Annotated in this window: 20 protein-coding genes; all 20 read left to right on the forward strand. The window is 66.6% G+C overall.

Annotation, left to right across the window (positions count from 1 at the left end; all coding sequences use genetic code 11):
* The first annotated feature begins 8 nt into the window (after positions 1-8).
* The 20 genes from K4G59_RS17815 to K4G59_RS17910 all read left to right on the forward strand — a co-directional run bounded on the left by K4G59_RS17815 (position 9) and on the right by K4G59_RS17910 (position 21794).
* On the forward strand, positions 9-1058 hold the full coding sequence (locus K4G59_RS17815; RefSeq protein ID WP_231252406.1) for an MBL fold metallo-hydrolase: 1050 nt from the start codon (positions 9-11) through the stop codon (positions 1056-1058).
* Positions 1055-2248 carry an acyl-CoA dehydrogenase family protein gene (locus K4G59_RS17820; protein WP_231252407.1) on the forward strand — a complete coding sequence of 398 codons (1194 nt, stop codon included), beginning with the start codon at positions 1055-1057 and terminating at the stop codon, positions 2246-2248. The genes K4G59_RS17815 and K4G59_RS17820 overlap by 4 nt, the downstream gene beginning before the upstream one ends.
* Complete coding sequence (locus K4G59_RS17825) at positions 2245-3360, forward strand: acyl-CoA dehydrogenase family protein (protein ID WP_231252408.1); 1116 nt, start codon at positions 2245-2247, stop codon at positions 3358-3360. Before K4G59_RS17820 ends, K4G59_RS17825 begins: the two co-directional genes overlap by 4 nt.
* A gap of 212 nt (positions 3361-3572) precedes the next feature.
* Positions 3573-4544, forward strand: coding sequence for a phosphotransferase family protein (locus tag K4G59_RS17830; protein ID WP_308189432.1), 972 nt, complete (start codon positions 3573-3575; stop codon positions 4542-4544).
* 124 nt (positions 4545-4668) lie between these two features.
* On the forward strand, positions 4669-5442 hold the full coding sequence (fabG, locus tag K4G59_RS17835; RefSeq protein ID WP_231252409.1) for a 3-oxoacyl-ACP reductase FabG: 774 nt from the start codon (positions 4669-4671) through the stop codon (positions 5440-5442).
* A gap of 73 nt (positions 5443-5515) precedes the next feature.
* Positions 5516-6745: an acyl-CoA dehydrogenase family protein gene (locus K4G59_RS17840; protein ID WP_231252410.1), complete on the forward strand. Its 1230-nt coding sequence runs from the start codon at positions 5516-5518 to the stop codon at positions 6743-6745.
* Between the two features lie 26 nt (positions 6746-6771).
* Positions 6772-7869: a BtrH N-terminal domain-containing protein gene (locus tag K4G59_RS17845; RefSeq protein WP_231252411.1), complete on the forward strand. Its 1098-nt coding sequence runs from the start codon at positions 6772-6774 to the stop codon at positions 7867-7869.
* A 2-nt stretch (positions 7870-7871) separates the two neighbouring features.
* On the forward strand, positions 7872-8612 hold the full coding sequence (locus K4G59_RS17850) for an SDR family NAD(P)-dependent oxidoreductase (protein WP_231252412.1): 741 nt from the start codon (positions 7872-7874) through the stop codon (positions 8610-8612).
* Positions 8613-8655: 43 nt separating this feature from the next.
* Entirely contained in the window at positions 8656-9141 is a 486-nt protein-coding gene (locus K4G59_RS17855) for a MaoC/PaaZ C-terminal domain-containing protein (protein WP_308189430.1), read from the forward strand.
* Between the two features lie 371 nt (positions 9142-9512).
* Complete coding sequence (locus K4G59_RS17860) at positions 9513-11186, forward strand: AMP-binding protein (protein WP_231252413.1); 1674 nt, start codon at positions 9513-9515, stop codon at positions 11184-11186.
* Positions 11170-12231 (forward strand): phosphate acyltransferase, encoded by a 1062-nt coding sequence (locus K4G59_RS17865; RefSeq protein WP_269210376.1) that lies wholly within the window; start codon positions 11170-11172, stop codon positions 12229-12231. The genes K4G59_RS17860 and K4G59_RS17865 overlap by 17 nt, the downstream gene beginning before the upstream one ends.
* Positions 12228-13592: an acyclic terpene utilization AtuA family protein gene (locus K4G59_RS17870; protein ID WP_269210377.1), complete on the forward strand. Its 1365-nt coding sequence runs from the start codon at positions 12228-12230 to the stop codon at positions 13590-13592. The genes K4G59_RS17865 and K4G59_RS17870 overlap by 4 nt, the downstream gene beginning before the upstream one ends.
* Positions 13589-13894 carry an AtuA-related protein gene (locus K4G59_RS17875; RefSeq protein WP_056681128.1) on the forward strand — a complete coding sequence of 102 codons (306 nt, stop codon included), beginning with the start codon at positions 13589-13591 and terminating at the stop codon, positions 13892-13894. The genes K4G59_RS17870 and K4G59_RS17875 overlap by 4 nt, the downstream gene beginning before the upstream one ends.
* Positions 13887-14585 carry a TetR/AcrR family transcriptional regulator gene (locus K4G59_RS17880; protein ID WP_231252416.1) on the forward strand — a complete coding sequence of 233 codons (699 nt, stop codon included), beginning with the start codon at positions 13887-13889 and terminating at the stop codon, positions 14583-14585. Before K4G59_RS17875 ends, K4G59_RS17880 begins: the two co-directional genes overlap by 8 nt.
* Positions 14586-14594: 9 nt before the next feature.
* Positions 14595-16193 carry an acyl-CoA carboxylase subunit beta gene (locus tag K4G59_RS17885; protein WP_372461834.1) on the forward strand — a complete coding sequence of 533 codons (1599 nt, stop codon included), beginning with the start codon at positions 14595-14597 and terminating at the stop codon, positions 16191-16193.
* Positions 16194-16212: 19 nt separating this feature from the next.
* Positions 16213-18195 carry an acetyl/propionyl/methylcrotonyl-CoA carboxylase subunit alpha gene (locus tag K4G59_RS17890; RefSeq protein ID WP_231252417.1) on the forward strand — a complete coding sequence of 661 codons (1983 nt, stop codon included), beginning with the start codon at positions 16213-16215 and terminating at the stop codon, positions 18193-18195.
* A gap of 62 nt (positions 18196-18257) precedes the next feature.
* The gene (locus K4G59_RS17895; RefSeq protein WP_231252418.1) at positions 18258-19412 is read left to right on the forward strand and encodes an acyl-CoA dehydrogenase family protein; all 1155 of its coding nucleotides are present in this window, start codon (positions 18258-18260) and stop codon (positions 19410-19412) included.
* Positions 19413-19421: 9 nt separating this feature from the next.
* Positions 19422-20198, forward strand: coding sequence for an enoyl-CoA hydratase/isomerase family protein (locus K4G59_RS17900; protein ID WP_231252419.1), 777 nt, complete (start codon positions 19422-19424; stop codon positions 20196-20198).
* A gap of 41 nt (positions 20199-20239) precedes the next feature.
* Complete coding sequence (locus tag K4G59_RS17905; protein ID WP_231252420.1) at positions 20240-21076, forward strand: TIGR03084 family metal-binding protein; 837 nt, start codon at positions 20240-20242, stop codon at positions 21074-21076.
* A gap of 265 nt (positions 21077-21341) precedes the next feature.
* Entirely contained in the window at positions 21342-21794 is a 453-nt protein-coding gene (locus tag K4G59_RS17910) for a MaoC family dehydratase (RefSeq protein ID WP_091193139.1), read from the forward strand.
* Positions 21795-21938: the final 144 nt, after the last annotated feature.

Genomic DNA, 21938 nt, shown 5'->3' on the forward strand with positions numbered 1-21938 from the left:
GATCTCGGATGAATATCCCCCCGGCATGGACCGAGCCGACCGCCGAGCAGGTTGCCGAGGGGGTCTTTCGCATCCCGCTGCCGCTGCCTAACGACGCCCTCCGGGCGGTCAACGTCTATCTCATCCGCACTCCCGACGGCCCGGTGTGCGTGGATGCCGGCTGGGCGCTGGAGGAGTCGCGGCGCGCCCTGGACGCATCCCTGCACGGACTGGGCCACGAGGTCGGCGACATCACCCGCTTCCTCGTCACCCACGCCCACCGCGACCACTACACGCAAGCCGTGACCGTACGACGGGAGTTCGGCACCCGCGTGTCGCTTGGCATCGGCGATCGCGACGCCATCGAGTACTTCAACTCGGGAAAGAGCGTGGTCGACTCGCAATATCGGCGGCTGGTCGAAGCTGGTGCGGCCGACCTGGCCGAAGGATGGCGCACCGAATCCGCCGACCACAGCGTCGAGACCGAACTGTGGGACGGACCCGACGAGTGGCTGGACGGTGATGGTGACATCGCCATCGGCGGGCGCACGCTGACGGCTCTCGCCACGCCGGGTCACACCCGCGGTCACTACGTCTTCGCCGATGCTGCCTCCGGCCTGCTCTTCTCCGGCGATCACGTGCTGCCGACCATCACGCCGTCGATCGGCTTCGAGCCCGTGCCGTCGCCGCTGCCGTTGAGCGACTTTCTGAGCTCGCTGGCCAAGGTGCGCGCACTGCCGGACATGATGCTGCTACCGGCGCACGGGCCCGCAGCGACCAGTACGCACCAGCGCATCGACGAGCTGCTGGCCCACCACGACGAGCGGCTGCGTGTGTGCGAGGACCTGGTCGCCGGTGGCTGCCGCACCGCGGCGGAGGTCGCGGCGGAGATCCCGTGGACCCGCCGCGGCTTCGCTCTGTCCAGCCTTGACGTCTTCAACGCCATGCTTGCCGTGCTGGAGACCGACGCCCACCTCAAGCTCTTGGCCGCCCAGCAGCGTCTCGAGCGGTGCACGGACTCGTCGGTGCCTTCCTACCACGTCCCGAACCCCCACCTAAATGACCCGGAGGAGCGATGAGCACCCAGACCGATGTCGCGGACAAGCTGTCCGAGAAGGTCACGACCTTCTTGGCCGAGCACGACCCCGTGACCACCGACCGCGTCGAGTTCCTGCGCGCTCGCTTCGACGCGGGCCTCGCGTGGGTCCATTTCCCGATAGGTCGCGGTGGACTCGGCCTCGCGCCGGACTTGCAGCAGCAGGTGGACGCCAGGTTCGCCGAGGCGGGCGCCCCCGACAACCATCCGCGGATCAACGTGATCGGGCTCGGCATGGCCGCCCCCACCCTGATGGCCTACGGAACCGAGGACCAGCTCGACACCTTCCTGCGTCCGCTGTGGACAGGCGAGCAGGTCTGGTGCCAGCTGTTCAGCGAGCCCGGCGCCGGGTCGGACCTCGCCGCGGTTGCCACGAGAGCCGTTCGAGACGGTGACCAGTGGGTCGTCGACGGCCAGAAGGTGTGGACGTCGTCGGCGCAGAACGCCCAGCTCGCCATCCTGCTTGCACGCACCGACCCCGACGTTCCCAAGCACGCGGGCCTGACCTACTTCATCTGCGACATGACCGACCCCGGGATCGAGGTGCGCCCACTTCGGCAGATCACCGGGGAGTCCGAGTTCAACGAGGTGTTCCTCACCGGCGTCCGGATTCCCGACTCCCAGCGCCTCGGGGCCGTCGGCGAGGGGTGGAAGGTCGCCAATGCGACGCTCAACAACGAGCGTGTCGCCATTGGCGGGGGACCGGTGCCGCGCGAGAGCGGCATGGTCGGAGTGGTCGCGAAGTCGTGGCGGGCCAACCCCGCCCGGCGGCGGCCCGACCTGCACGGCCGCCTGATGGAGCTCTGGGTGGAGTCGGAGGCGGCTCGCCTGACCGGTCAGCGACTGCGCCAGAAGCTCGCGGTGGGTCAGCCGGGCCCGGAGGGCGCGGCGATGAAGCTGTCCTTCGCACGGCTCGCCCAGCGACTCAGCGGCCTGGAGCTCGAGCTGCTCGGTGAAGAGGGCCTGCGCTACGACGACTGGACGTTGCGGCGCCCGCTGGAGGTCGATTTCCTCGGACGCGGTCCGGGGTATCGCTACCTGCGAGCGAAGGGCAACTCGATCGAGGGCGGCACCTCGGAGATCCTGCTCAACATCATTGCCGAACGGGTGCTCGGTCTGCCGCCGGAGCACCGCGTCGACCGTGACGTTCCGTTCAGGGAGTTGGCGAAGTGACTGAGCTGAACCTGCTGTACACCGACGTCGAGGACGACCTCCGGCGTACGGTCCGGGACCTGCTCGAGGACCGCCTGGGTCCGTCGGCGGTGATCGCCATGTACGACGGTGACCGAACGATCGTCGAACCGCTGTGGCGGGCGCTGGCCGAGAACCTCGGACTCGCTAGCCTTCTGATCCCCGAGGCCGAAGGCGGATCCGGAGCATCCGCGCGCGAGGCCGCCACCGTGTGTGAGGAGCTGGGCAGGGCGGCGGCCCCGGTCCCCTTCCTCACCAGTGCCGTCGTCGCGACCATCGCCGTCACCGGGTCAGGCCACCAGGTGGTGGCCGACCTGGCGGCGGGTGTGACGACGGCGGCGCTCGCGGTGCCCTTCGCCACCGCGCCGTACGGGCCGGTGCCCAGCCTCGCCGCGACCGAGGGCACGGTGACCGGTTCCGTGTCCAGCGTCGCCGGAGCGCTCGAGGCGGACGTGCTCCTGATCCCGGTCGACGAGGCCGACGGACTGGCGATCTATGCCGTTCCCGTGTCCGAGGCGACCGTTGCAGCAGTCCCCTCCCTCGACATGTCCCGACAGCTCGCGGACATCGTTCTTGACGCTGCCCCGGGCTCGCGGGTGCGGGGCGACGCCGCCGCGAGCGTGCGCGCAGCCCTTCTCGCGGGCGCCGCGATGCTTGCCTCGGAGCAAGTCGGTGTTGCCTCGTGGTGTCTGGCAGGCACGGTCGACTACCTGCGCGAACGCCGGCAGTTCGGGCGGCCGGTAGGGAGCTTCCAAGCACTCAAGCACCGACTCGCCGATCTCTACGTCAGTGTGGAGTCGGGCACGGCAACGGCCCGGTACGCCGCCGCGGCGCTGGCAGCCGACGACAGCGACGCCGAGGTCGCGACCGCCATCGCCGCGTCCTACTGCAGCAACCTCGCCGTGACAGCTGCCGAGGAGGCGCTGCAGCTCCACGGCGGAATCGGCATGACCTGGGAACACCCGGTCCACCTGTACCTGAAGCGCGCCAAGGCCGCCCAGCTCGCATTGGGACATCCGGGCGAGCACCGGGGCCGACTCGCCGACCTGGTCGATCTGCCGTACGAGGCGACAGACGCTGGGAAGAGTCGGTAGATGGTTGATCTGCGGCTCCACACACTGTCGAGCAGTGTGGGCGAACTCGACCCGTTCCGTCGCCCGCCCGTACGCCGCGAGCGAGCGTCTCCCCGCCGCGGCTGGGTCAGCGAACCCGCAGAGCGAGAGATCGCGTGAGGGCGTCTTCGACGGTCCTGAGCAGTGCCGAGCTCGCTTCCATCTCGCGGATCATCGAGGGAGCCGGCGAGTTGGTGGCCGGTCCACTCAGCTCCCGTCTGATCACCGGTGGACGCTCCAACCTGACGTACTTCCTCACCGACGGCAACCGGCGCTGGGTGATGCGCACTCCGCCTCGCGCCGGTCGGACGCCGTCGGCTCATGACGTGGCGAGGGAGTATCGCGTCACGGCGAGCCTGCTGCAGACCGACGTCCCAGTGGCGCCGACGGTGGCCCTGTGTGAGGACGAGTCCGTCATCGGCGCCCCCTTCGCCATCGCGGAGTTCGTCCCGGGATTGTGCGTGCAGACCCGCAATCAGTTGGACGAACTGGACGACGCGACGGTCTGCGCTGTCGCCGATCGCTTGGTGCAAACGCTCGCCGCCCTGCACCGCGTCGACTACGACGCCGTGGGACTGTCAGGGCTCGGACGACCAGGCGGCTACGCTCAGCGTCAACTCAAGCGCTGGTCCGGACAGTGGGAGATCGTGGGAGTCGATCGGCTGAGCGCGCTGGCAGGTGACGTGAGCCGTCGGCTCGCCGCCGCGGTACCCGAACAGGACGCCAGCAGCATCGTTCACGGTGACTACCGCATCGACAACACCATCGTGGACCTGGGCGCCGACTCGCCTGCCGACCGGGTGCGGGTCGCCGCGGTCGTGGACTGGGAGCTGTCCACTCTCGGCGACCCGACCGCCGACGTGGCGATGATGTGCGCCTACCGCGACCCGGGATTCGATCTCATTCTCGGCGTCCCGGGTGCGTGGTCGAGCCCGCGGCTCCCGGACGTGCCGAGCCTTGCTGCGCAGTACGAGGCCGCACGCGGCGTCACCCTCGCCCACTGGGACTTCCACATGGCGCTGGCCTACTACAAGATCGCCGTCGTCTCCGCAGGCATCGACCACCGGATGCGTGCCGCGGGCGACCCTGGACAGGCGCACGCCTCGCCCGGTGACGCGGTGGAACCGTACTTGCAGCTTGCCCGCCATGCACTCGGGCGCCCGTGAGCATGGACGATACCGTCGCGACAGCCGACGCCCTTCGCCCCAGCCGCGCACCGTGGCGCGGTCCGAGCCGCGCTCCGAAGATCTTCGTCGTCACCGTCAACGTCAACGTCACAGAAGGTGCCATATGACTACATCCACCTCCACCACGATGAACCGGATAGCGATCGTGACCGGTGCGGCTCGCGGCATCGGCGCGAGCATCGCCCGCCGGTTGGCCTCCGATGGACTCGCTGTCGCGGTGACCGACCTCGACGAGTCGGCGTGTCAGGGCGTCGTCGATGAGATCGAGGCGGCGGGCGGTCGTGGCTTGGCGGTCCGCGTCGACGTCAGCGACGAAGAGGCCGTCCAGGACGGCGTCGAGCAGATCGTCGCACACCTGGGTGAGCCGACGGTCCTGGTGAACAACGCCGGCATCATCCGCGACAACCTGCTCTTCCGCATGACCGTCGAGGAGTGGGACGCCGTGACCAACGTGCATCTCCGCGGCTCCTTCCTGATGGCTCGCGCCGCCCAAGGGTTCATGACCCAGGCCGGCTGGGGACGCATCGTCAACCTGTCCAGCACATCAGCTCTGGGCAACCGAGGGCAGGCCAACTACTCCGCCGCCAAGGCGGGCATCCAGGGGTTCACCAAGACCCTGGCCCTCGAACTGGGCAAGTTCGGCGTCACCGCCAACGCTATCGCGCCCGGCTTCATCGAGACCGACATGACCGCCGCGACAGCGGCTCGCATCGGCATGTCGTTCGAGGACTTCAAGACCGCCGCAGCCCAGGAGATCCCCGTCGGCCGCGTCGGCCAGCCCGACGACATCGCGAACGCCGTGTCGTTCTTCGTCAGCGAGCGCGCCGGCTTCGTGTCAGGACAGGTCCTCTACGTCGCGGGAGGACCGCAGACATGAACACGACCTCGTCGGAATCCGCAAATGAGCAATTCATGGACGCAGGCCCCAACGCACACAAGGAGAAGAGCTGATGGATTTCGGACTTGATTCGCGGACGGAGGGGCTCCAGAACGAGCTGCTGGATTTCATGCGGACGCACGTATATCCGGCCGAGGCCGTGTTCGACGAGCAGCTGGAGGAGCTCGAGAACCGGTGGGCGTGGGACTCGGCACCGATCATGGGCGAGCTGCGCGCCGAGGCCCGCAGGCGAGGATTGTGGAACCTGTTCCTTCCCGGGGACCAAGGCGCCGGGCTCACCAATGTGCAGTACGCCGTGCTGGCCGAGATCTCGGGTCGCAGCCCACACCTTGCACCGGCGGCGATGAACTGTGCCGCTCCGGATACCGGCAACATGGAGCTTCTCTCGATGTGTGCCAACCAGGAGCAGAAGGAGCGCTGGCTGATGCCGCTGCTCGCCGGCGAGATCCGATCGTCGTTCGCGATGACCGAGCCGTCGGTCGCCTCCTCCGACGCCACCAACATTGCGACCAGCATTGTCCGGGACGGCGACCGCTACGTGATCAACGGTCGGAAGTGGTGGATCACGGGCGCGATGAACCCCAACGCAAAGATCTTCATCGTGATGGGTAAGACCGACCCGGACGCCGAGCGGCACCGGCAGCAGTCCATGATCCTCGTCGAGCGGGATACCCCCGGCTTCGGGATCCACCGGGGCCTGAAGGTCCTGGGGTACGACGACCACGAGCACGGCGGCCATGGCGAGCTCTCGTTCGACGACGTGAGAGTGCCGGCAGGGAACCTGGTGGGCGGCGAGGGCGACGGGTTCACCATCGCTCAGAAGCGTCTGGGGCCGGGCCGGATCCACCACTGCATGCGGTCGATCGGCGTCGCCGAGCGCGCGATCGAGCTGATGTGCGCCCGCGCGGACGATCGTGTCGCCTTCGGCAGGCCGCTGTCGGACCAGGGCATCATCCGCGACTGGATCGCCGAGTCTCGCCTGCGGGTGGAGCAGCTGCGGCTGCTGGTGCTCAAGACCGCGTGGCTGATGGACACTGCCGGCGTCAAGAGCTCCCACGCCGAGATCCAAGCCATCAAGGTGGCCACCCCCGCCACGGTCGAGTGGATCCTCGACAAGGCGATCCAGGTGCATGGTGCCGGCGGCCTGTCGCAGGACTTCCCCCTCGCTTCGATGTTCGCTTCCATCCGGACGCTCCGATTCGCCGACGGGCCGGACGAGGTCCACAAGAACGGGCTCGCCCGGTCCGAGCTCCGCCGCCAGGCGGCCGCGCGGGTCGAGTAGCCCCATAACTGCCCGGAGGAGATGCCATGACGACTCAGGACAACCTCGCACAGGAGCCGCGCCGGATTTTGCTGGACTATCCCCACCGGGTGGCAGGGCACTGCGGATCCGGAGCGCTGAGGGATCTGGTGGAGTGGGCTGGTCTGGGCTGGGAGGAGGTGCCCAGCGAAGGTCTGGTCTTCGGGATGGCCGGTGGCCTCGCCTTCACCTATCTACGGATGTCCGGGCTCACCCCGCCGGTCTACCTCGTCGGACGCAGTGATGCATTTGAAATAGACCTTCCTACGAGGCTAGGTGCAGAGGTCGAGGTGCGTCGGACCGACGATCCCGGGACCGGTTGGTACTGGGTCCGCCGCGAACTCCAGCACGGCCGTCCCGTCCTGTTGTGGGCTGACATCGCCGAGCTGCCCTACCTCAATGTCCGCCTGCAAATGGGCCGGCACGACATCGTGGTGATCGGCTACGACGACGACACCGAGACGGCGTTCGTGGTGGACAACGACCGAGCCGAGGTGCAAGAAGTTCCCTACGACGCTCTTGGGCGGGCGCGTGCGTCGCGGTCGTTCCCCGTGCCCACGAGGCACACGACGTACTTCGTGAACTGGCCCCAGATCCTGCCCGAGCTGCGTCCGACCGCGGCTTCGGCACTCGTGGCCTCGGTCAAGAACATGCAAGCAGAGGCGACCGCGATCATCCCGGACACATCGGCGCTGCCGTCGAATGCTGTTGCTGCCGCCGGAGTCCGTGGAGTTGCGGCATTCGCCGAGGATGTCGGCCAGTGGCCGGGAGTCATGTCGGAACCGGAACTCGATGGCACGCTCCGCGCGCTCCACGCCTTTGTGGAGAAGGCCGGGACCGGGGGTGGCCTGTTCCGCCGGTTGCAGGCGGCGTTCTGCTTCGAGGTCGCGCGACCCACCGACTGCGCTGAGGTGGCCACGGCCGGCACTTCGCTGCTGCGATGCGCCGACACGTGGTCGGCTGTGGCTGCTGCGGGGCGTAGTGACGGTTCGACCCTAGAGCGCTGGCGACGGGTCCACGAGCTCGCCGCGACGCTACCCACCCGCGAGGACCAGGCAGTCGCTGAGATGCGCTCAGCGGCGGCGGAGCTGGCGAGGCTGTCCTGACCATGGACTTCGTCGACCGCACCTTCCTCGTCTCCGGCGCCACCTCTGGACTGGGCCGGGCAACCACGCTGGCGCTTCTCGAGCGCGGCGCCAAGGTAGTCGCCGCCGACCTGAAGGGCGAGGCGCCCGCAGGCGCCACCTTCGCACCGACCGACGTCACGGACCCGGCACAGGTCCAGGCCGCTGTGGACACCGCGGTTGAGCTGGGCGGCTTCGCCGGAGCCGTCAGCTGCGCTGGGATCGCGGCAGCGGCCAAGGTGCTCTCCAAGGGTGAGCCGCACTCGCTCGACGTGTTTCTGAAGGTGCTGCAGGTGAACCTCGCCGGCACCTTCAACGTCGCCAGGCTGGCAGCCCAGGCGCTGAGTGAGGGCGAGGCAGGCCCCGACGGTGAGCGCGGAGTGATCGTCAACACCGCCTCCGGGGCGGCGTACGACGGCCAGATCGGCCAAGCGGCGTACTCCGCCTCCAAGGCAGGCGTCGTCGGCATGACGCTGCCCATGGCGCGCGAGCTCGCGACCCACGGGATCCGCGTCATGGCCATCGCGCCCGGGCTCTTCCTTACCCCGATGCTCGAGGTACTACCCCACGCGGCACGCGAGTCGCTCGCCCAGCAGGTGCCGTTCCCGGCGCGGCTGGGCGACCCGATGGAGTTCGCCGACCTGGTCTGCCACATCATCGAGAACCGCATGCTCAACGGCGAGGTTGTCCGTATCGACGGGTCCATGCGGATGGCAGCTCGATGATCCGCGCAGGCACCGCGAGTTCTGTCGCCCGGATCGGTGGACTGTGAGCCGGGACGTCGGTGCGACCGCCGACGACAACAGCCACATCGTGCACGCCGAGGATCTCACGCCCGGCCAGGTGATCCAGCTCGGCTCCCACACGGTCTGCGAGAGCGAGATCATCGCCTTCGCGACGCAGTGGGACCCGCAGTTCTTCCACCTCGATGCCGCGCGCGCGGCAGCCGAGAGCCAGTTCGGCGGCCTCATCGCCAGCGGGCTGCACACCCTCTCGATCTACCAACGGCTGTGGGTGGACAGCCGCACGCAGCCGTGGCGCGTCATCGCCGGCGCCACCATGAGTGACGTGGCGTTCCTTCGCCCGGTTCGCCCCGGGGACGTCCTCACGGGGCACACCGTGATCGACGATGTACGTTTCGAGCCCGACAAGCATCGCGGCCGCGTCACCTTCGAAGGCGCACTCGGCAACCAGGACGACAAGCTCGTGCTCCGCGTCACTACGGCCGTCTACCTCGGAGCGAGGACCGCGTAAGGGCTGCACAAGCGCGTCTACGTCCGCCGCCCCGGGTCAACCAGACCTTCGCCCGCACCGCACTACCCGCCCGTTCCCGAGGCGCATTCCTGAGCACGCGGTTCCCCGACTACGCCGGAGCCGCCGGGCTGCTGCAACCCGCCATCGACGAGGAGTACGGCCGCGGGGGCGGCGACTTCGGTACGGCGGTCGTGGCCCACGAGAGGGAACTCACCATCCGTGACCACATCCCGTTCTGGGGGTTGACCTCGCGATCTGACCGACGGTAGGTTTATCGACCAGCGTTCGAAAGAGCTGCAGTCTCACCGTTGGTCGGATCGGTGTTGCTGAGGGAACCGACGTCGAAAGCTCCACTACGGAAGGAAAGTGCCTTGCCCATTGCGACCTACGAGCCAGGCGGGGAAACGCTGGTGGACCGGCTGACGGTTGCGCGGGTTCACAATCCCGAGCAGGAAGCACTCGTCTGCTATCAGGACGACGGCACGCGCGTGACGCGGCTGACCTACGAGGAGCTCTACCAACAGGCATTGGCCATCGCCAAGGGGTTGAACGCGCGAGGTGTCGGCCACGGAGATCACGTAGCCCTGTGGCTCCCGAACGGACCCGAGTGGGTTCTGTTCCAGCATGCGACCGCGATGCTCGGCGCCGTTCTCGTCCCGGCGAACTCCTTCTACCGGGAGGCCGAGTTCGAATACCTGCTGCGCCAGTCGGACGCGGCGGTCCTGGTGTACACCCCCCGGTTCCTCAACCTCGACTACGAGCAGGCTCTGAGGAACCTTGCCCCTGAGTTGGAAAGCAGCGGTGCACACCGGTTCGACCGGTTCCCCATGCTGCGCGACGTGGTCTGTGTCGGGGAGGAACCGGGCCTGCCGGGAGCCCTGAGTCTCCACGCCCTGGTGGATGGCGGGCAAGCGATGACCGACGAGGACCTATTCAGGATCACGGCGGACGTCAAGCCCGACGACGCGCTCATGATCATGTACACCTCCGGCACCACAGGAGACCCGAAGGGGTGCCTCTTGTCACACGCCAACCTCCTGACGAACTCCTTGCACTTCAGTGAGTCTCTGGAGCTCGACGATGACAGCAGGTACCTCATTCCCATCCCGTTCTTCCACAATGGTGGTTGTGTCCTGGGCCTGCTGAGTGCACTTCAACGGGGATCGACCCTCATCTCCATGGACAGGTTCGTCCCCGCACTGGCCCTCCGCATCTTGGCCGAGGAGAAGTGCACGCACACCGGTGGGGTTCCGACCATCTACATCGCCCTGTTGCACGATCCCAGCCTCCAGGAGTACGACTACAGCACCATGAAGATGGCGTTCATGGCGGGCGCGCCGTGCCCGGTCGAGGTCAGCAGGTCTGTCGAGAAGGCCTTCGGGATGACGATCATCATCGGTCTGGGCATGACCGAGAGCTCCCCACTGATCACGATCTCGCGCAAGGCAGACCCCTTCGAACAGCGAGTGGGATCGGTGGGCCGCCCGAAAGGTTGCGAGGCGAAGATCATCGGCCCGGACACTGGAGAAGAGGTGGGCCCGGGTGTCGACGGCGAGCTGCTCACTCGGGGCCCCAACGTCATGCAGGGCTACTACAAGATGCCCGAACAGACCGCTCAGGTTCTCGACGAGGACGGCTGGCTGCACACAGGCGACATGGTCAGGTGCGACGACGATGGGTTCTACTACGTCACCGGACGCCTCAAGGACTTGTACATCGTGGGAGGCGAGAACGTCGCCCCCGCAGAGGTCGAGGCATTCATGCGCACCCACCCGGCCGTTCAGGACGCCTATCTCGTCGGCGTCCCGGACGAGAAGTACGGCGAGGTCGGGCTCGCGGTCGTCCAGTTGAAGGCAGATCACGAGGCGACGGAGGCCGAACTCATCGACTACTGTCGGGGACAACTTGCCAGCTTCAAGGTTCCTCGATACGTCGAGTTCGTCACCGAGTACCCGCTGACGCCGGCTGGCAAGGTGAAGAAGTTCGTCTTGCAGGACGCCTACGCGAAGTCCATGGACCTCAAAGGCTATGGTCCCACGGCCTGAACTGGCTCCGAGCGCGGGTTCGAGTACCGGCGCGTGGAGAGACATCGAGAACGTCTCGTCGTCGTCGCGAGTGGCCTTCATTGAAGGTGACGAGCCACGGATGCTGCGAGCAGCGGCCCTCGCGACGCAAACCGGCCTCTGCCGACCGGTGCTCCTCGGGAAGCGGTCGGAGATCCAGCGTGCTTCCCGAGACCAGGGCATCGACGTGGGTGCAATCGACACGCTCGACGTCAGCGACCCCGCCGTCCGCGAACAGTTGGTGCGCGACTTCGAGCGTAAGGTGGGCCCGGCGACCGACCTTCGCAGCGCGACGCTGTCGAACCCCGCTGCCTGGGGTGCGACGCTGGTCCGGTGCGGATGGATGGACGCAGCCATCGGAGGAACGCGTACCACCAGTGCGGACATGCTCCGTGCCGGTCTCTCGTGCATCGGGCTGGCGCCGGAACGATCCACCGTCAGTGGAGCGATCTTTCTCGACACTCAGCGACCGGACGTCGGATCTGGAGGCACGCTCGCCTTCGCGGATGCTGTGGTAACCCCTATGCCCACCGTCGATCAGCTCGCCGACATCGCGGCCGCCACGGCCCGATCCTGGCGAGCCTTGATGAGGACCGAGCCGCGTATCGGTTTTCTGTCCTTCTCCACGCGGGGCAGTTCCGGGTCCCCCCACGTCCAGCGCATCCGCGACGCCGTCACTCTCTTCCGACGGAGGTTTCCCGAGGAGGCCGTCGACGGAGAACTGCAGTTCGACGCAGCCGTCTCCACGGCTGTGGCGGAGCGCAAGCACGCGAGCGGCGCACTGGCTGGCGCGGCCAATGTTCTTGTCTTCCCCAGTCTCGACTCGGCCAACATTGCCTACAAAGTGGCGGAGCAACTGGGCGGCGCACGGGCACGGGCCTTCCTGCAAGGCCTCGCGAGGCCATTTGCGGACGTATCGCGGGGGTGCAGCGTCGACGACATCGTGACCACCCTGCGAATGCTGCTCTACGACACCCTGCACAGCCCTGAGCCGGAGAGCAGTCGACGAGAAGGAGTGCTGAGTTGAACACGGTAAGGATTGCGAACGGACAGGCCTTCTGGGGTGACAGTCCCGCTGCGCCAGTGGCCCAGGTACGCGGTGGTGACATCGACTACCTGACCTTGGACTACCTGGCCGAGATCACCATGTCTGTCCTGCGCAAGCAGTACGAGCGTGACCCCGATGCCGGGTACGCGCGGGATTTCGTCGATCTCATGTCGGAGATCATGCAGGAGTGCCTAGAACGAGACATCAAGGTGGTTGCCAATGCCGGGGGAGTCAACCCCCAGGGTTGTGCCCAGGCTCTGCTCGATGTCGCAGCGAGCAAAGGGATCAGCGGGCTGCGGGTCGGCGTCGTCACCGGCGATGACATCATGGCGCAGCTGGACGACCTGGAGAGTGAAGGCGTGCCGTTGCAGAACCTGGACACCGGCACGCCCTTTGACGAGGTCAGAGACCGCATCGCCAGTGCCAACGCCTATCTAGGCGCTGAACCGATCGCACGCGCTCTGGCCGATGGAGCGAACGTCGTGATCACCGGACGCTGCACGGATCCCGGATTGGTTCTGGGTCCGCTCGTGCATGAGTTCGGCTGGCAGTGGGATGACTGGAACCTGCTTGCGGCGGGCACGGTGGCCGGGCACACGATCGAGTGTGGCGCCCAGGCCAGCGGCGGCAATTTCCAGGGTGGTTGGCGCACCATGGACGATCTCGCGCATGTCGGGTACCCCATCGTCGAGGTGAGCGCCGACGGCACTTTCGTCGTCACCAAGCACCCGGGGACCGGGGGCGCGGTGACCACCGCTACCGTGACCGAGCAACTGCTGTACGAGCTCGGTGACCCAGCAACGTACCTGTCGCCCGAGGTGACGGCCGACTTCACCGCCCTTCAGGTGCAGGAGGTCGGCCCGGACCGAGTCGAAGTCACAGGCGCGCGGGGCCGGCCCCCGACCGACTCGTTGAAGGTGTCCATGGCCTACTCGGACGGGTTCCAGGGCGCTGCGATGATCACGTATGCTTGGCCTGACGCGATCGCCAAGGCTGAACTGGCGGACTCAGTTCTGCGGACGCGACTGAAAGACCTTGGCCTGCCCCTCCGAGCGATCCGCACCGATCTCGTCGGATACAACTCCGTTCACGGCCGGGTAGTTCCGCCGGCGGGCTCGGACCAGTCCGAGGTCGTCCTGCGGGTCTCGATCTGGGCAGACGACCCAGACACCGTGAGCAGGTTCGCAGCCGAGATCGCCCCTTTGGTGATGGGCCCGCCCGGCTTCACCGGTCTACTGGCCGGGGGACGGATGAGGCCGAGCCGTGTGATGGCCTACTGGCCGACCCTGGTCCCCAAGAGTGTGGTGGACCCTCAAGTGATTGTGAGAGATGGCGTATGAGACTCATCGATGTGGCGCACGCACGGTCCGGGGACAAAGGCGACTCCGTCAACATAGGACTCATTGCACGTGACCGCTCGGACTACCCCTTGCTCGTCAAGGAGGTAACCGCAGAACGGGTTGCCCATCACTTCGCTGGAGTCTGCCTCGGCGAGGTGAAGCGGTACGAGCTGCCGAACTTGGGGGCGCTCAACTTCATCCTGACCTCCGCATTGGGCGGCGGAGGAACGACCTCGCTTCGGGTGGACGCTCAGGGCAAAGCCATGGGCGAGGCGCTCCTGTTCATGGAGATCGATGTCTGAGCAGGCCGATGCACACGCGTCGGAGGCCCCGGAGTACGCGGCCGGCGCAGAAGCGCCGGCCAAGAGACGCAGGGAGCTGCGTCAGACCCGGCGGCGTGTGGAGATTCTCGAGGCGGCGGCCGAGGAGTTCGCGATCCGCGGCTATCACGACGCGAGCCTGCAGAGGATCGGCGACAAGGTCGGGTTGTCGAAGGCCAGCCTGTACTACTACGTATCGTCCAAGAGCGACCTGCTCGCCGAGCTCTTGATCGCTGCGGTCGACTCCCAACCAGCCGAGGTGAGCGAAGGCGAACCTGCCGAACGGCTGCGGGAGTTCATGCACACACACGTCAGTCGTGTCTGCACGACCGTAGAGGGCCAGGCTCTCGCCGACAACAGCGACGTGCTCATGTCCAAGACGGCGCCCGCGAACCTGGCGGCGGCTCGACGACGGTATGAGGACGTTCTCGCCTCCATCCTGAGGTCGGGCATCGCCTCGGGAGATTTCCGGGACGTCCCTGTGCGTCCCGTGGTCAAGTTCATTTTCGCAGGCCTCAACTCGGTTCCACAGTGGTACCAGCCCAGCGGTGAGTTTGCTTTGGAGCGCGTGGTGGACGACGTCATGGGGATCCTTCTCACTGGGGTCCTTGCCGATGGCCGCTCGTCGAGCATCGCACCAGACCCATTCGACAGAACACGTACTGAGACGTAAGGGAGAACCGTGCAGGTACTGCCCGATCGAGTAGACACCTCCTCCATCGAGTTTCAGCAAAACTTGGACCAGATGCGGTTGAGCCTCGACAAGGTCGCAGAGGTTCGCTCGGCGACGCTCCTCGGCGGAGGCGAGAAGTCCGTCGCGCGCCTACGCGCTCGCGGCAAGATGCTCGCGCGCGAACGCATCGAATGGCTGTTGGATGAGGACTCGCCGTTCCTGGAGCTGATGCCCTTTGCGGCGTGGGGCACCGAGTTCACGGTGGGCGCCAGCGTGGTGACCGGCATCGGCGTCATCGAGGACGTCGAGGTCATGCTCATCGCCCACGACCCCACCGTGCGCGGAGGGACCCTGAACCCCCATAGCTTCAAGAAGGTCTTCCGTGCCATGGAGATCGCGAAGGAGAACCGGCTGCCGGTCATCACGCTCGTGGAGTCGGGCGGAGCCGACCTGCCGACGCAGGCCGAAGTGGCCATTCCAGGCGGGCGGATGTTCCGGGACCTGACGGATCACTCCGCCGCCGGGCTACCCACGATCGCGCTCGTCTTCGGCAACGCGACAGCTGGCGGTGCCTACATGCCCGGCATGTCCGACTACGTGGTGATGGTCCGCGGGAGATCCAAGGTCTTCCTCGGGGGACCGCCCCTGGTGAAGATGGCCACCGGAGAGGAGTCGGACGACGAGTCGCTCGGGGGCGCGGAGATGCATGCCCGGACCTCCGGACTCGCCGACTATCTGGCCGAGGATGAGCTCGACGCGATCCGCATCGGTCGCGAGATCGTGCGCCGTCTGAACTGGCGCAGGCTGGGCTCGAGTCCTAGCGAGCCGCCCGACGAGCCCCTCTACCCGGTCGAACAGCTCCTCGGCATCCCCTCCTCGGACCCCAAGGTGCCGTTCGACCCACGCGATGTCCTCGCCCGGACCGTCGACGGCTCCAGGTTCGATGAGTTCAAGCCGCTCTATGGCACCTCGCTTGTCACGGGATGGGCGTCCATCCACGGATACCCGTTGGGTGTGCTGGCCAACGCGAGAGGCGTGCTCCTCAACGAGGAGGCCGAGAAGGCGACCCAGTTCATTCAGCTCGCCAACCAGATCGACACCCCACTGCTGTTCCTCCAGAACACCACGGGATACATGGTCGGCAAGACCTACGAGCAAGCCGGGATCATCAAGGACGGCGCCAAGATGATCAACGCGGTGACCAATAGTCGAGTCCCGCATCTCACCGTCAACATAGGAGTTTCCTACGGAGCGGGTAACTACGGCATGGCTGGCCGAGCCTTCGGACCGCGTTTCCTCTTCTCCTGGGTCAACTCCAGGACCGCCGTCATGGGACCTCAACAACTCGCGGGCGTGATGTCCATCGTCGCGAGGGAATCAGCGGTCGACAGGGGTCTCCCGTTCGACGAGGCTGCCGACGTCGTCATGCGCGAGACCGTTCAGTCGCAGATCGAGCGCGAGCAGACTGCGCTGGCGAACAGCTCGAGGGTGTACGACGACGGCGTCATCGACCCGCGCGATACGCGGACAGTCCTCGGCATCTGCCTGTCCGTGATCCACAACAACGAAGTTCGTGGCCAGCGCGGCTACGGCGTATTCAGGATGTGAACCTTTGTCTTCGATAAGCATGGTCCTGGTCGCGAATCGCGGTGAAATCGCACGACGGATCTTCCGTACCTGTCGCGACATGGGCATCAGCACGGCCGCCGTCTACTCCGACGCCGACATGGACGCGCGCCACGTGGCAGAGGCGGACGTAGCCGTACGGCTGCCAGGGGTGAGCCCGGCGGAGACCTACCTGCGTCCGGATCTCCTGGTGGATGCCGCCCTCAGGGTGAACGCCGACGCCGTTCATCCTGGTTACGGGTTCCTGTCCGAGAACGCCGGCTTCGCCCGTCTCTGCGCCGAGAACGGACTCACGTTCGTAGGTCCGCCGCCGGACGCGATCGAGGCGATGGGGTCCAAACTCGCCGCCAAGGCAATCATGGCCAGTGTCGGCGTCCCTACGCTGCCATGGAGCGACGTGACCGATCTGGACACGAACACGGTCCGTCAGGCGGCTGAAGACCTCGGCTACCCCCTACTGGTCAAGGCGTCCTCGGGTGGTGGGGGGCGTGGCATGCGCACGGTGCTGGATCCCGGCGACCTACTCGAAGCCGTCGCCGCCGCCAAGCGGGAGGCCGCTGCTGCCTTCAGCGACGCGACCGTGTTCCTGGAACGACTCGTGGTCTCCCCTCGCCACGTGGAGGTGCAGGTGCTGGCCGACACGTATGGCGCCGTCGCGCACTTGTTCGAGCGCGAGTGCTCGATCCAGCGTAGATATCAGAAGATCATCGAGGAATGCCCGTCGCCCGCGGTGGATGAAGACCTGCGCGAGCGGCTGGGCAGAGACGCCGTGGCGGCGGCCAAGGCCGTTGGCTATGTGGGTGCCGGGACCGTGGAGTTCGTGATGGACGGTCAAGGTGAGTACTACTTCCTCGAGATGAACACGCGGCTCCAGGTCGAACATCCGGTCACCGAGCTGGTCACCGGGCTCGACCTGGTCCGCCTGCAGCTCATGGTCGCCCAACACGAACCGCTTCCCGCCGAGGTGTCGAACGCTCTCATCACCGGCCATGCGGTCGAGGCAAGACTCTACGCCGAGGACCCGCTGCAGCAGTTCTTGCCACAGACCGGAACGCTCGACACCTTCGACCTCGGGCAGGTTCCGGGGGTCCGGATCGACAGTGGCGTGGAAGTCGGATCGTCTGTCAGTCAGTACTACGACCCCATGGTGGCCAAGGTCATTGCCTGGGCGCCGGACCGGCAGGAGGCGATACGCAAGCTCAGTGCGGCACTCGCCAACGCCCGCATCCATGGCTTGGTCACGAACCGGGATCTCCTGGTCCGCATCCTGCGGCATCCCGAGTTCGTGGCCGGTCACACTGACACTGGATTCTTGACCCGGCACCCCGCCGTCGACCTGGGCCGACCACTGGCCGGACCGGACGCACAGCGCCTGCATGCGGTCGTGGCGACCCTGGCTCTGGTTGAGCGCAATCGGGCGGCGGCGTCGGTACAGCGCACCGTCCCCGCCGGGTGGCGGAACAACCGCTCGCAGCCGCAGACCATCAGCTTCGAGGCCGGAGAAGCACAGTACCGGGTCGCCTACGTGCTGGACCATGGAACTGTTCGCGCACACGTCAACGATGACGACCTACCTGAGCTGGCCGTCAGTGTGCTCACGCCCCAACGAGTCGTTCTCGAGGTTGACGGTCTCCGCGAAACCTTCCACGTCGAGATCTCCGGTCATGGGGACTCACCGACCGTCCATGTGGATGGCCGCCTCGGCCACACCTCCTTCACCCGGACACCGCGCTTCCCCTCCACGGCGTCAGCCGCCCCCGGCGGTTCCCTCATGGCGCCGATGCCGGGCACCGTCGCGAGGGTGCTCGTTGCTGTCGGCGACGACGTCGCTGCAGGAGAACCGCTGTTGGTCCTTGAGGCCATGAAGATGGAGCACACCATGACGAGTCCGCATCAGGGCGTCGTCCGCGAAGTCACGGTTGAGCAGGGGTCAGCAGTGCATGACGGTGAGGTGCTCGTGGTGATCGAGGAGAACGAGAACTAGGCGGCCTCGCCGCAGACGAGCGCTTTCTGCATCCACTAACCGATGTCAACAAGGAGCACCAGATGGACTTGCGTGAAACCGATGAGCACACCGCTCTCCGACAGGCCGTGGCGAAGCTTGGCCGGTCGTTCGGTCACGAGTACTTCGTCGAAACCTCGAAGTCCGGAGCCAAGAGTACGGAGCTCTGGAAGGCTGCGGGACAGCAGGGCTTCTTGGGGGTGAATCTGGCGGAGGAGTACGGCGGCGGGGGCGCCGGCGTTTACGAGCTGCAGATCGTGGCCGAGGAGCTGACGGCTGCCGGCTGCCCACTCCTCATGATGGTGGTGTCCCCTGCGATCTGCGGCTCGGTGATCCAGGCTTTCGGCACGGAGGATCAGAAAGAGCGATGGCTCCGACGTCTCGCCAGCGGCGAGTCCATCATGTCGTTCGCCATCACCGAACCGGACGCAGGCTCGAACTCGCACAACATCTCGACAGTCGCCCGTCGCGACGGTACCGATTACGTGCTGTCCGGCACCAAGTACTACATCTCCGGTGTGGACGAGGCTGACGCGATCCTGGTCGTCGCCCGAACGGGCACGGACGACAGGGGCCGCGGGAAGCTGAGCCTCCTGGTGGTACCCACCGATGCCGCCGGCCTCACCAAGACGCTCATTCCGGTGGAGATGACGGCACCGGACAAGCAGTTCACCCTCTTCTTCGACGATGTCCGCCTTCCTGCTGAGAGCCTGATCGGAGAGGAGGGCGATGGTCTACGCCAGGTCTTCCACGGCCTGAACCCCGAGCGGATCATGGGGGCAGCTATGGGAAACGGCATCGCTCGATATGCCCTGGCCAAGGCGGCGGAGTACGCCCGAGAGCGCCAGGTGTGGGGCGTTCCGATCGGCACCCACCAGGGCGTCGCGCACCCCTTGGCGCTTGCGAAGATCAACGCCGATCTTGCTCGACTGATGACACAGCGGGCCGCCTGGCTGCACGACGAGGGAGACCCCCTGGCCGGAGAGGCCGCCAACATGGCGAAGTTCGCAGCTGCCGAAGCGGGCATGGCAGCGTTGGACCAGGCCATCCAGACCCACGGCGGGAACGGATTGTCGACGGAGTACGGGTTGGCCACCTTGTGGGGCTCGATGAGACTCATGCGGACCGCGCCGATCAGCCGAGAAATGATTCTCAACTACGTCGCCAGGCACAGTCTCGGCCTGCCCAGTTCCTACTAGGGGTTCACGATGACCAACCCGCACGATGACGCTGTCACCTACGAAGTCGTCAACGGAGCCGCCTGGGTGACGCTGAACCGCCCAGACGCACGAAACGCCATCAACTCCGCGATCCGCGCCGGCTTGTTCGAGGCCGTCGACCGTTTCAACTCCGACGTTGAAGCGAAGGTCATGGTCCTCACCGGAGCAGGTGACGCGGCCTTCTGCGCCGGGGGGGACCTCAAGGAGATGGCCGAGCAGAGGCTGGGACTGCCTCCGCCGGACTTCATTCCATACTTCGGCCGCACCGTTGCCGTCGACAAACCCACCATCGCGGCCGTCAATGGTGTGGCCTACGCAGGTGGATTCCTCCTGGCCCAGATGTGCGACCTGGTAGTCGCCGCCGAGAACGCCCGCTTCGCCGTGACGGAGGCGAAAGTCGGCCGCGGGTCGCCGTGGGCGGCTCCCTTGCCGTGGTTGATCCCACCCCGCGTGGCCATGCAGCTTCTCATGACGGGCGATCCCATCGACGCTGTGAGGGCGCGGGAGGTCGGGCTGGTCAACGAAGTGGTCCCTGCCGCACAGCTACGCGAGGCGGCTCAGGAGCTGGCTGAGCGGATCGCCGCCAATGCCCCGCTCTCCGTCGCAGCATCGAAGGCGATGGTGTACGCATCAGCAGATCGTGGTTGGCATGACGCACTCGATGAGGCGGACCGGATCTGGGAGCCTGTCTATCTGAGCGCTGATGCACAGGAAGGTCCACGGGCGTTCCGCGAGAAACGCCCACCGCAATGGCAGGGCCGATGAGCACGGGCCGTCCGAGCACCGGTGGTATCGACGACAAAGGCATGCAGCTCGACCTGGTGCTACGTGATGTCGCCGCCGAAACGGGCTGCCTGATGAGCATGCTGCTGGCTCTGCCGGTCGTCGCCTGGGAGAAGGCGACGCCCGCGGAAGGGTGGACGGTTCGAGATCAGGTGAGCCACCTGACGTTCTCAGACAACGCTGCCTATCTCGCACTCACCGACCGGGCCGCGTTCACCCAGTTGCTCGCGCAGTCACAGCCGGACCCGATCGCTTTCGTGGACCGTGCGAACATCCCCGGGCGGACGACCGGTGTACCTGAGCTGCTCGGCGGATTCGTTCAGGCGCGGGTGCAGATGGTGCACTCGCTGCGTGCAGTCGATCGGCACACTCGGGTTCCTTGGTTCGGGCCGCCCATGAGCGTGCTCTCCTTCGTCACTGCTCGGCTGATGGAGACGTGGGCACATGGGCAGGACGTGCGCGACGCGCTAGGGGCGGAGACGGTCGCGACCGATAGGCTCAGACATATCGCGGACATCGGAGTTCGGGCGCTGCCGAACAGCTTTCGGGCGCACGGGCGACCGATCCCTGCGGCCCCGGTCCGGGTGGAGATCACCGGACCTTCCGGAGAGTTGTGGGTATGGGGTGAACGGGGAGCGAAAAACCGCGTCACCGGGTCGGCGCTCGATTTCTGTCTCGTCGTCACGCAGAGGCGTCACCCTGGTGACACTGACGTATCAACCGAGGGCGCGGTCGCGGCGGAGTGGATATCCATAGCGCAAGCCTTCGCTGGCCCCCCCGGCGCCGGCCGGGGCGCGGGCCAATTCTCTGGGCGTCCCGCAGAACCCGCAGCCGCCCTTGGGGATGAACGGCACGACTGATGAAGAACCGGACTACGCCCGCCGGTGCCCGGCCCTAGACCACTGTCGGGGAAGGACAGATTGATAGCGCCGGGGGGAGGGTCTGCCGCACGATCAGGTGACAGGTTGGGTCGGGCCCGGTGGCGGATCCCGGTGCGTCAGGCTGAGGTGAGACACCACTTCTGAGTTCCTTCCCCGCACCGGGCGAAGGTGGATCCCGTATGGTTGGGCGTCCGCGGCTTGGAGACCTGCCAGCGCCACCCGAGGTTCCGACTATCGTAGTGGCATGCGCATCTTCACCACGCTGGACGACGTCGCCGCGGCTGCTGCTACCGACATCGGCACCAGCGAATGGTTCGTCGTCGATCAGGCCCGCATTGACGCCTTCGCCGACGCCACGCTGGACTACCAGTGGATCCACGTCGATGCGGACGCGGCCGCTGCGGGGCCCTTCGGGAAGACGATCGCGCACGGCTTTCTCACCCTGAGCCTGCTCTCCCACTTCGCGTCGCAGGTGTTCGCGCTCGAGACGCCGGGTGCCCGACTGAACTACGGACTCGAAAGGGTGAGGTTTCCGGCACCGGTCCCGGTCGATAGTCGCCTACGCTCGCACGTGCGATTCGGCGAAATCCGGGATCTCCCGACGGGCAAGCAGCTCGTCGTCGAGCACACAGTCGAGATTGAGGGTCATGGTAAGCCGGCGTGTGTCGCGGGGCATCTCGTCCTTCTCTTCGCTTGACCTGGGATCGGCACGGCCGGGCGCGGCGTCACCATTAGTTTGGTTCGCTACCTCACACCTCCACCATCTTCGCGACTGTGCTGTATGCCGAGCAGCGCAGCAGTCTCCGCGCTGGAAACGTAAGACACCCGGCGACGAAAAGTC

This window comes from Nocardioides furvisabuli, assembly GCF_021083185.1.
Taxonomy (GTDB): Bacteria; Actinomycetota; Actinomycetes; order Propionibacteriales; family Nocardioidaceae; genus Nocardioides; species Nocardioides furvisabuli.

Coding starts and splice junctions, on each gene's coding strand:
- K4G59_RS17845 (WP_231252411.1), top strand. CDS start 6,772: ATGACGACTCAGGACAACCTCGCACAGGAGCCGCGCCGGATTTTGCTG.
- K4G59_RS17840 (WP_231252410.1), top strand. CDS start 5,516: ATGGATTTCGGACTTGATTCGCGGACGGAGGGGCTCCAGAACGAGCTG.
- K4G59_RS17880 (WP_231252416.1), top strand. CDS start 13,887: ATGTCTGAGCAGGCCGATGCACACGCGTCGGAGGCCCCGGAGTACGCG.
- K4G59_RS17905 (WP_231252420.1), top strand. CDS start 20,240: ATGCAGCTCGACCTGGTGCTACGTGATGTCGCCGCCGAAACGGGCTGC.
- K4G59_RS17900 (WP_231252419.1), top strand. CDS start 19,422: ATGACCAACCCGCACGATGACGCTGTCACCTACGAAGTCGTCAACGGA.
- K4G59_RS17890 (WP_231252417.1), top strand. CDS start 16,213: ATGGTCCTGGTCGCGAATCGCGGTGAAATCGCACGACGGATCTTCCGT.
- K4G59_RS17910 (WP_091193139.1), top strand. CDS start 21,342: ATGCGCATCTTCACCACGCTGGACGACGTCGCCGCGGCTGCTGCTACC.
- K4G59_RS17895 (WP_231252418.1), top strand. CDS start 18,258: ATGGACTTGCGTGAAACCGATGAGCACACCGCTCTCCGACAGGCCGTG.
- K4G59_RS17850 (WP_231252412.1), top strand. CDS start 7,872: ATGGACTTCGTCGACCGCACCTTCCTCGTCTCCGGCGCCACCTCTGGA.
- fabG (WP_231252409.1), top strand. CDS start 4,669: ATGACTACATCCACCTCCACCACGATGAACCGGATAGCGATCGTGACC.
- K4G59_RS17875 (WP_056681128.1), top strand. CDS start 13,589: ATGAGACTCATCGATGTGGCGCACGCACGGTCCGGGGACAAAGGCGAC.
- K4G59_RS17815 (WP_231252406.1), top strand. CDS start 9: ATGAATATCCCCCCGGCATGGACCGAGCCGACCGCCGAGCAGGTTGCC.
- K4G59_RS17865 (WP_269210376.1), top strand. CDS start 11,170: ATGGTCCCACGGCCTGAACTGGCTCCGAGCGCGGGTTCGAGTACCGGC.
- K4G59_RS17820 (WP_231252407.1), top strand. CDS start 1,055: ATGAGCACCCAGACCGATGTCGCGGACAAGCTGTCCGAGAAGGTCACG.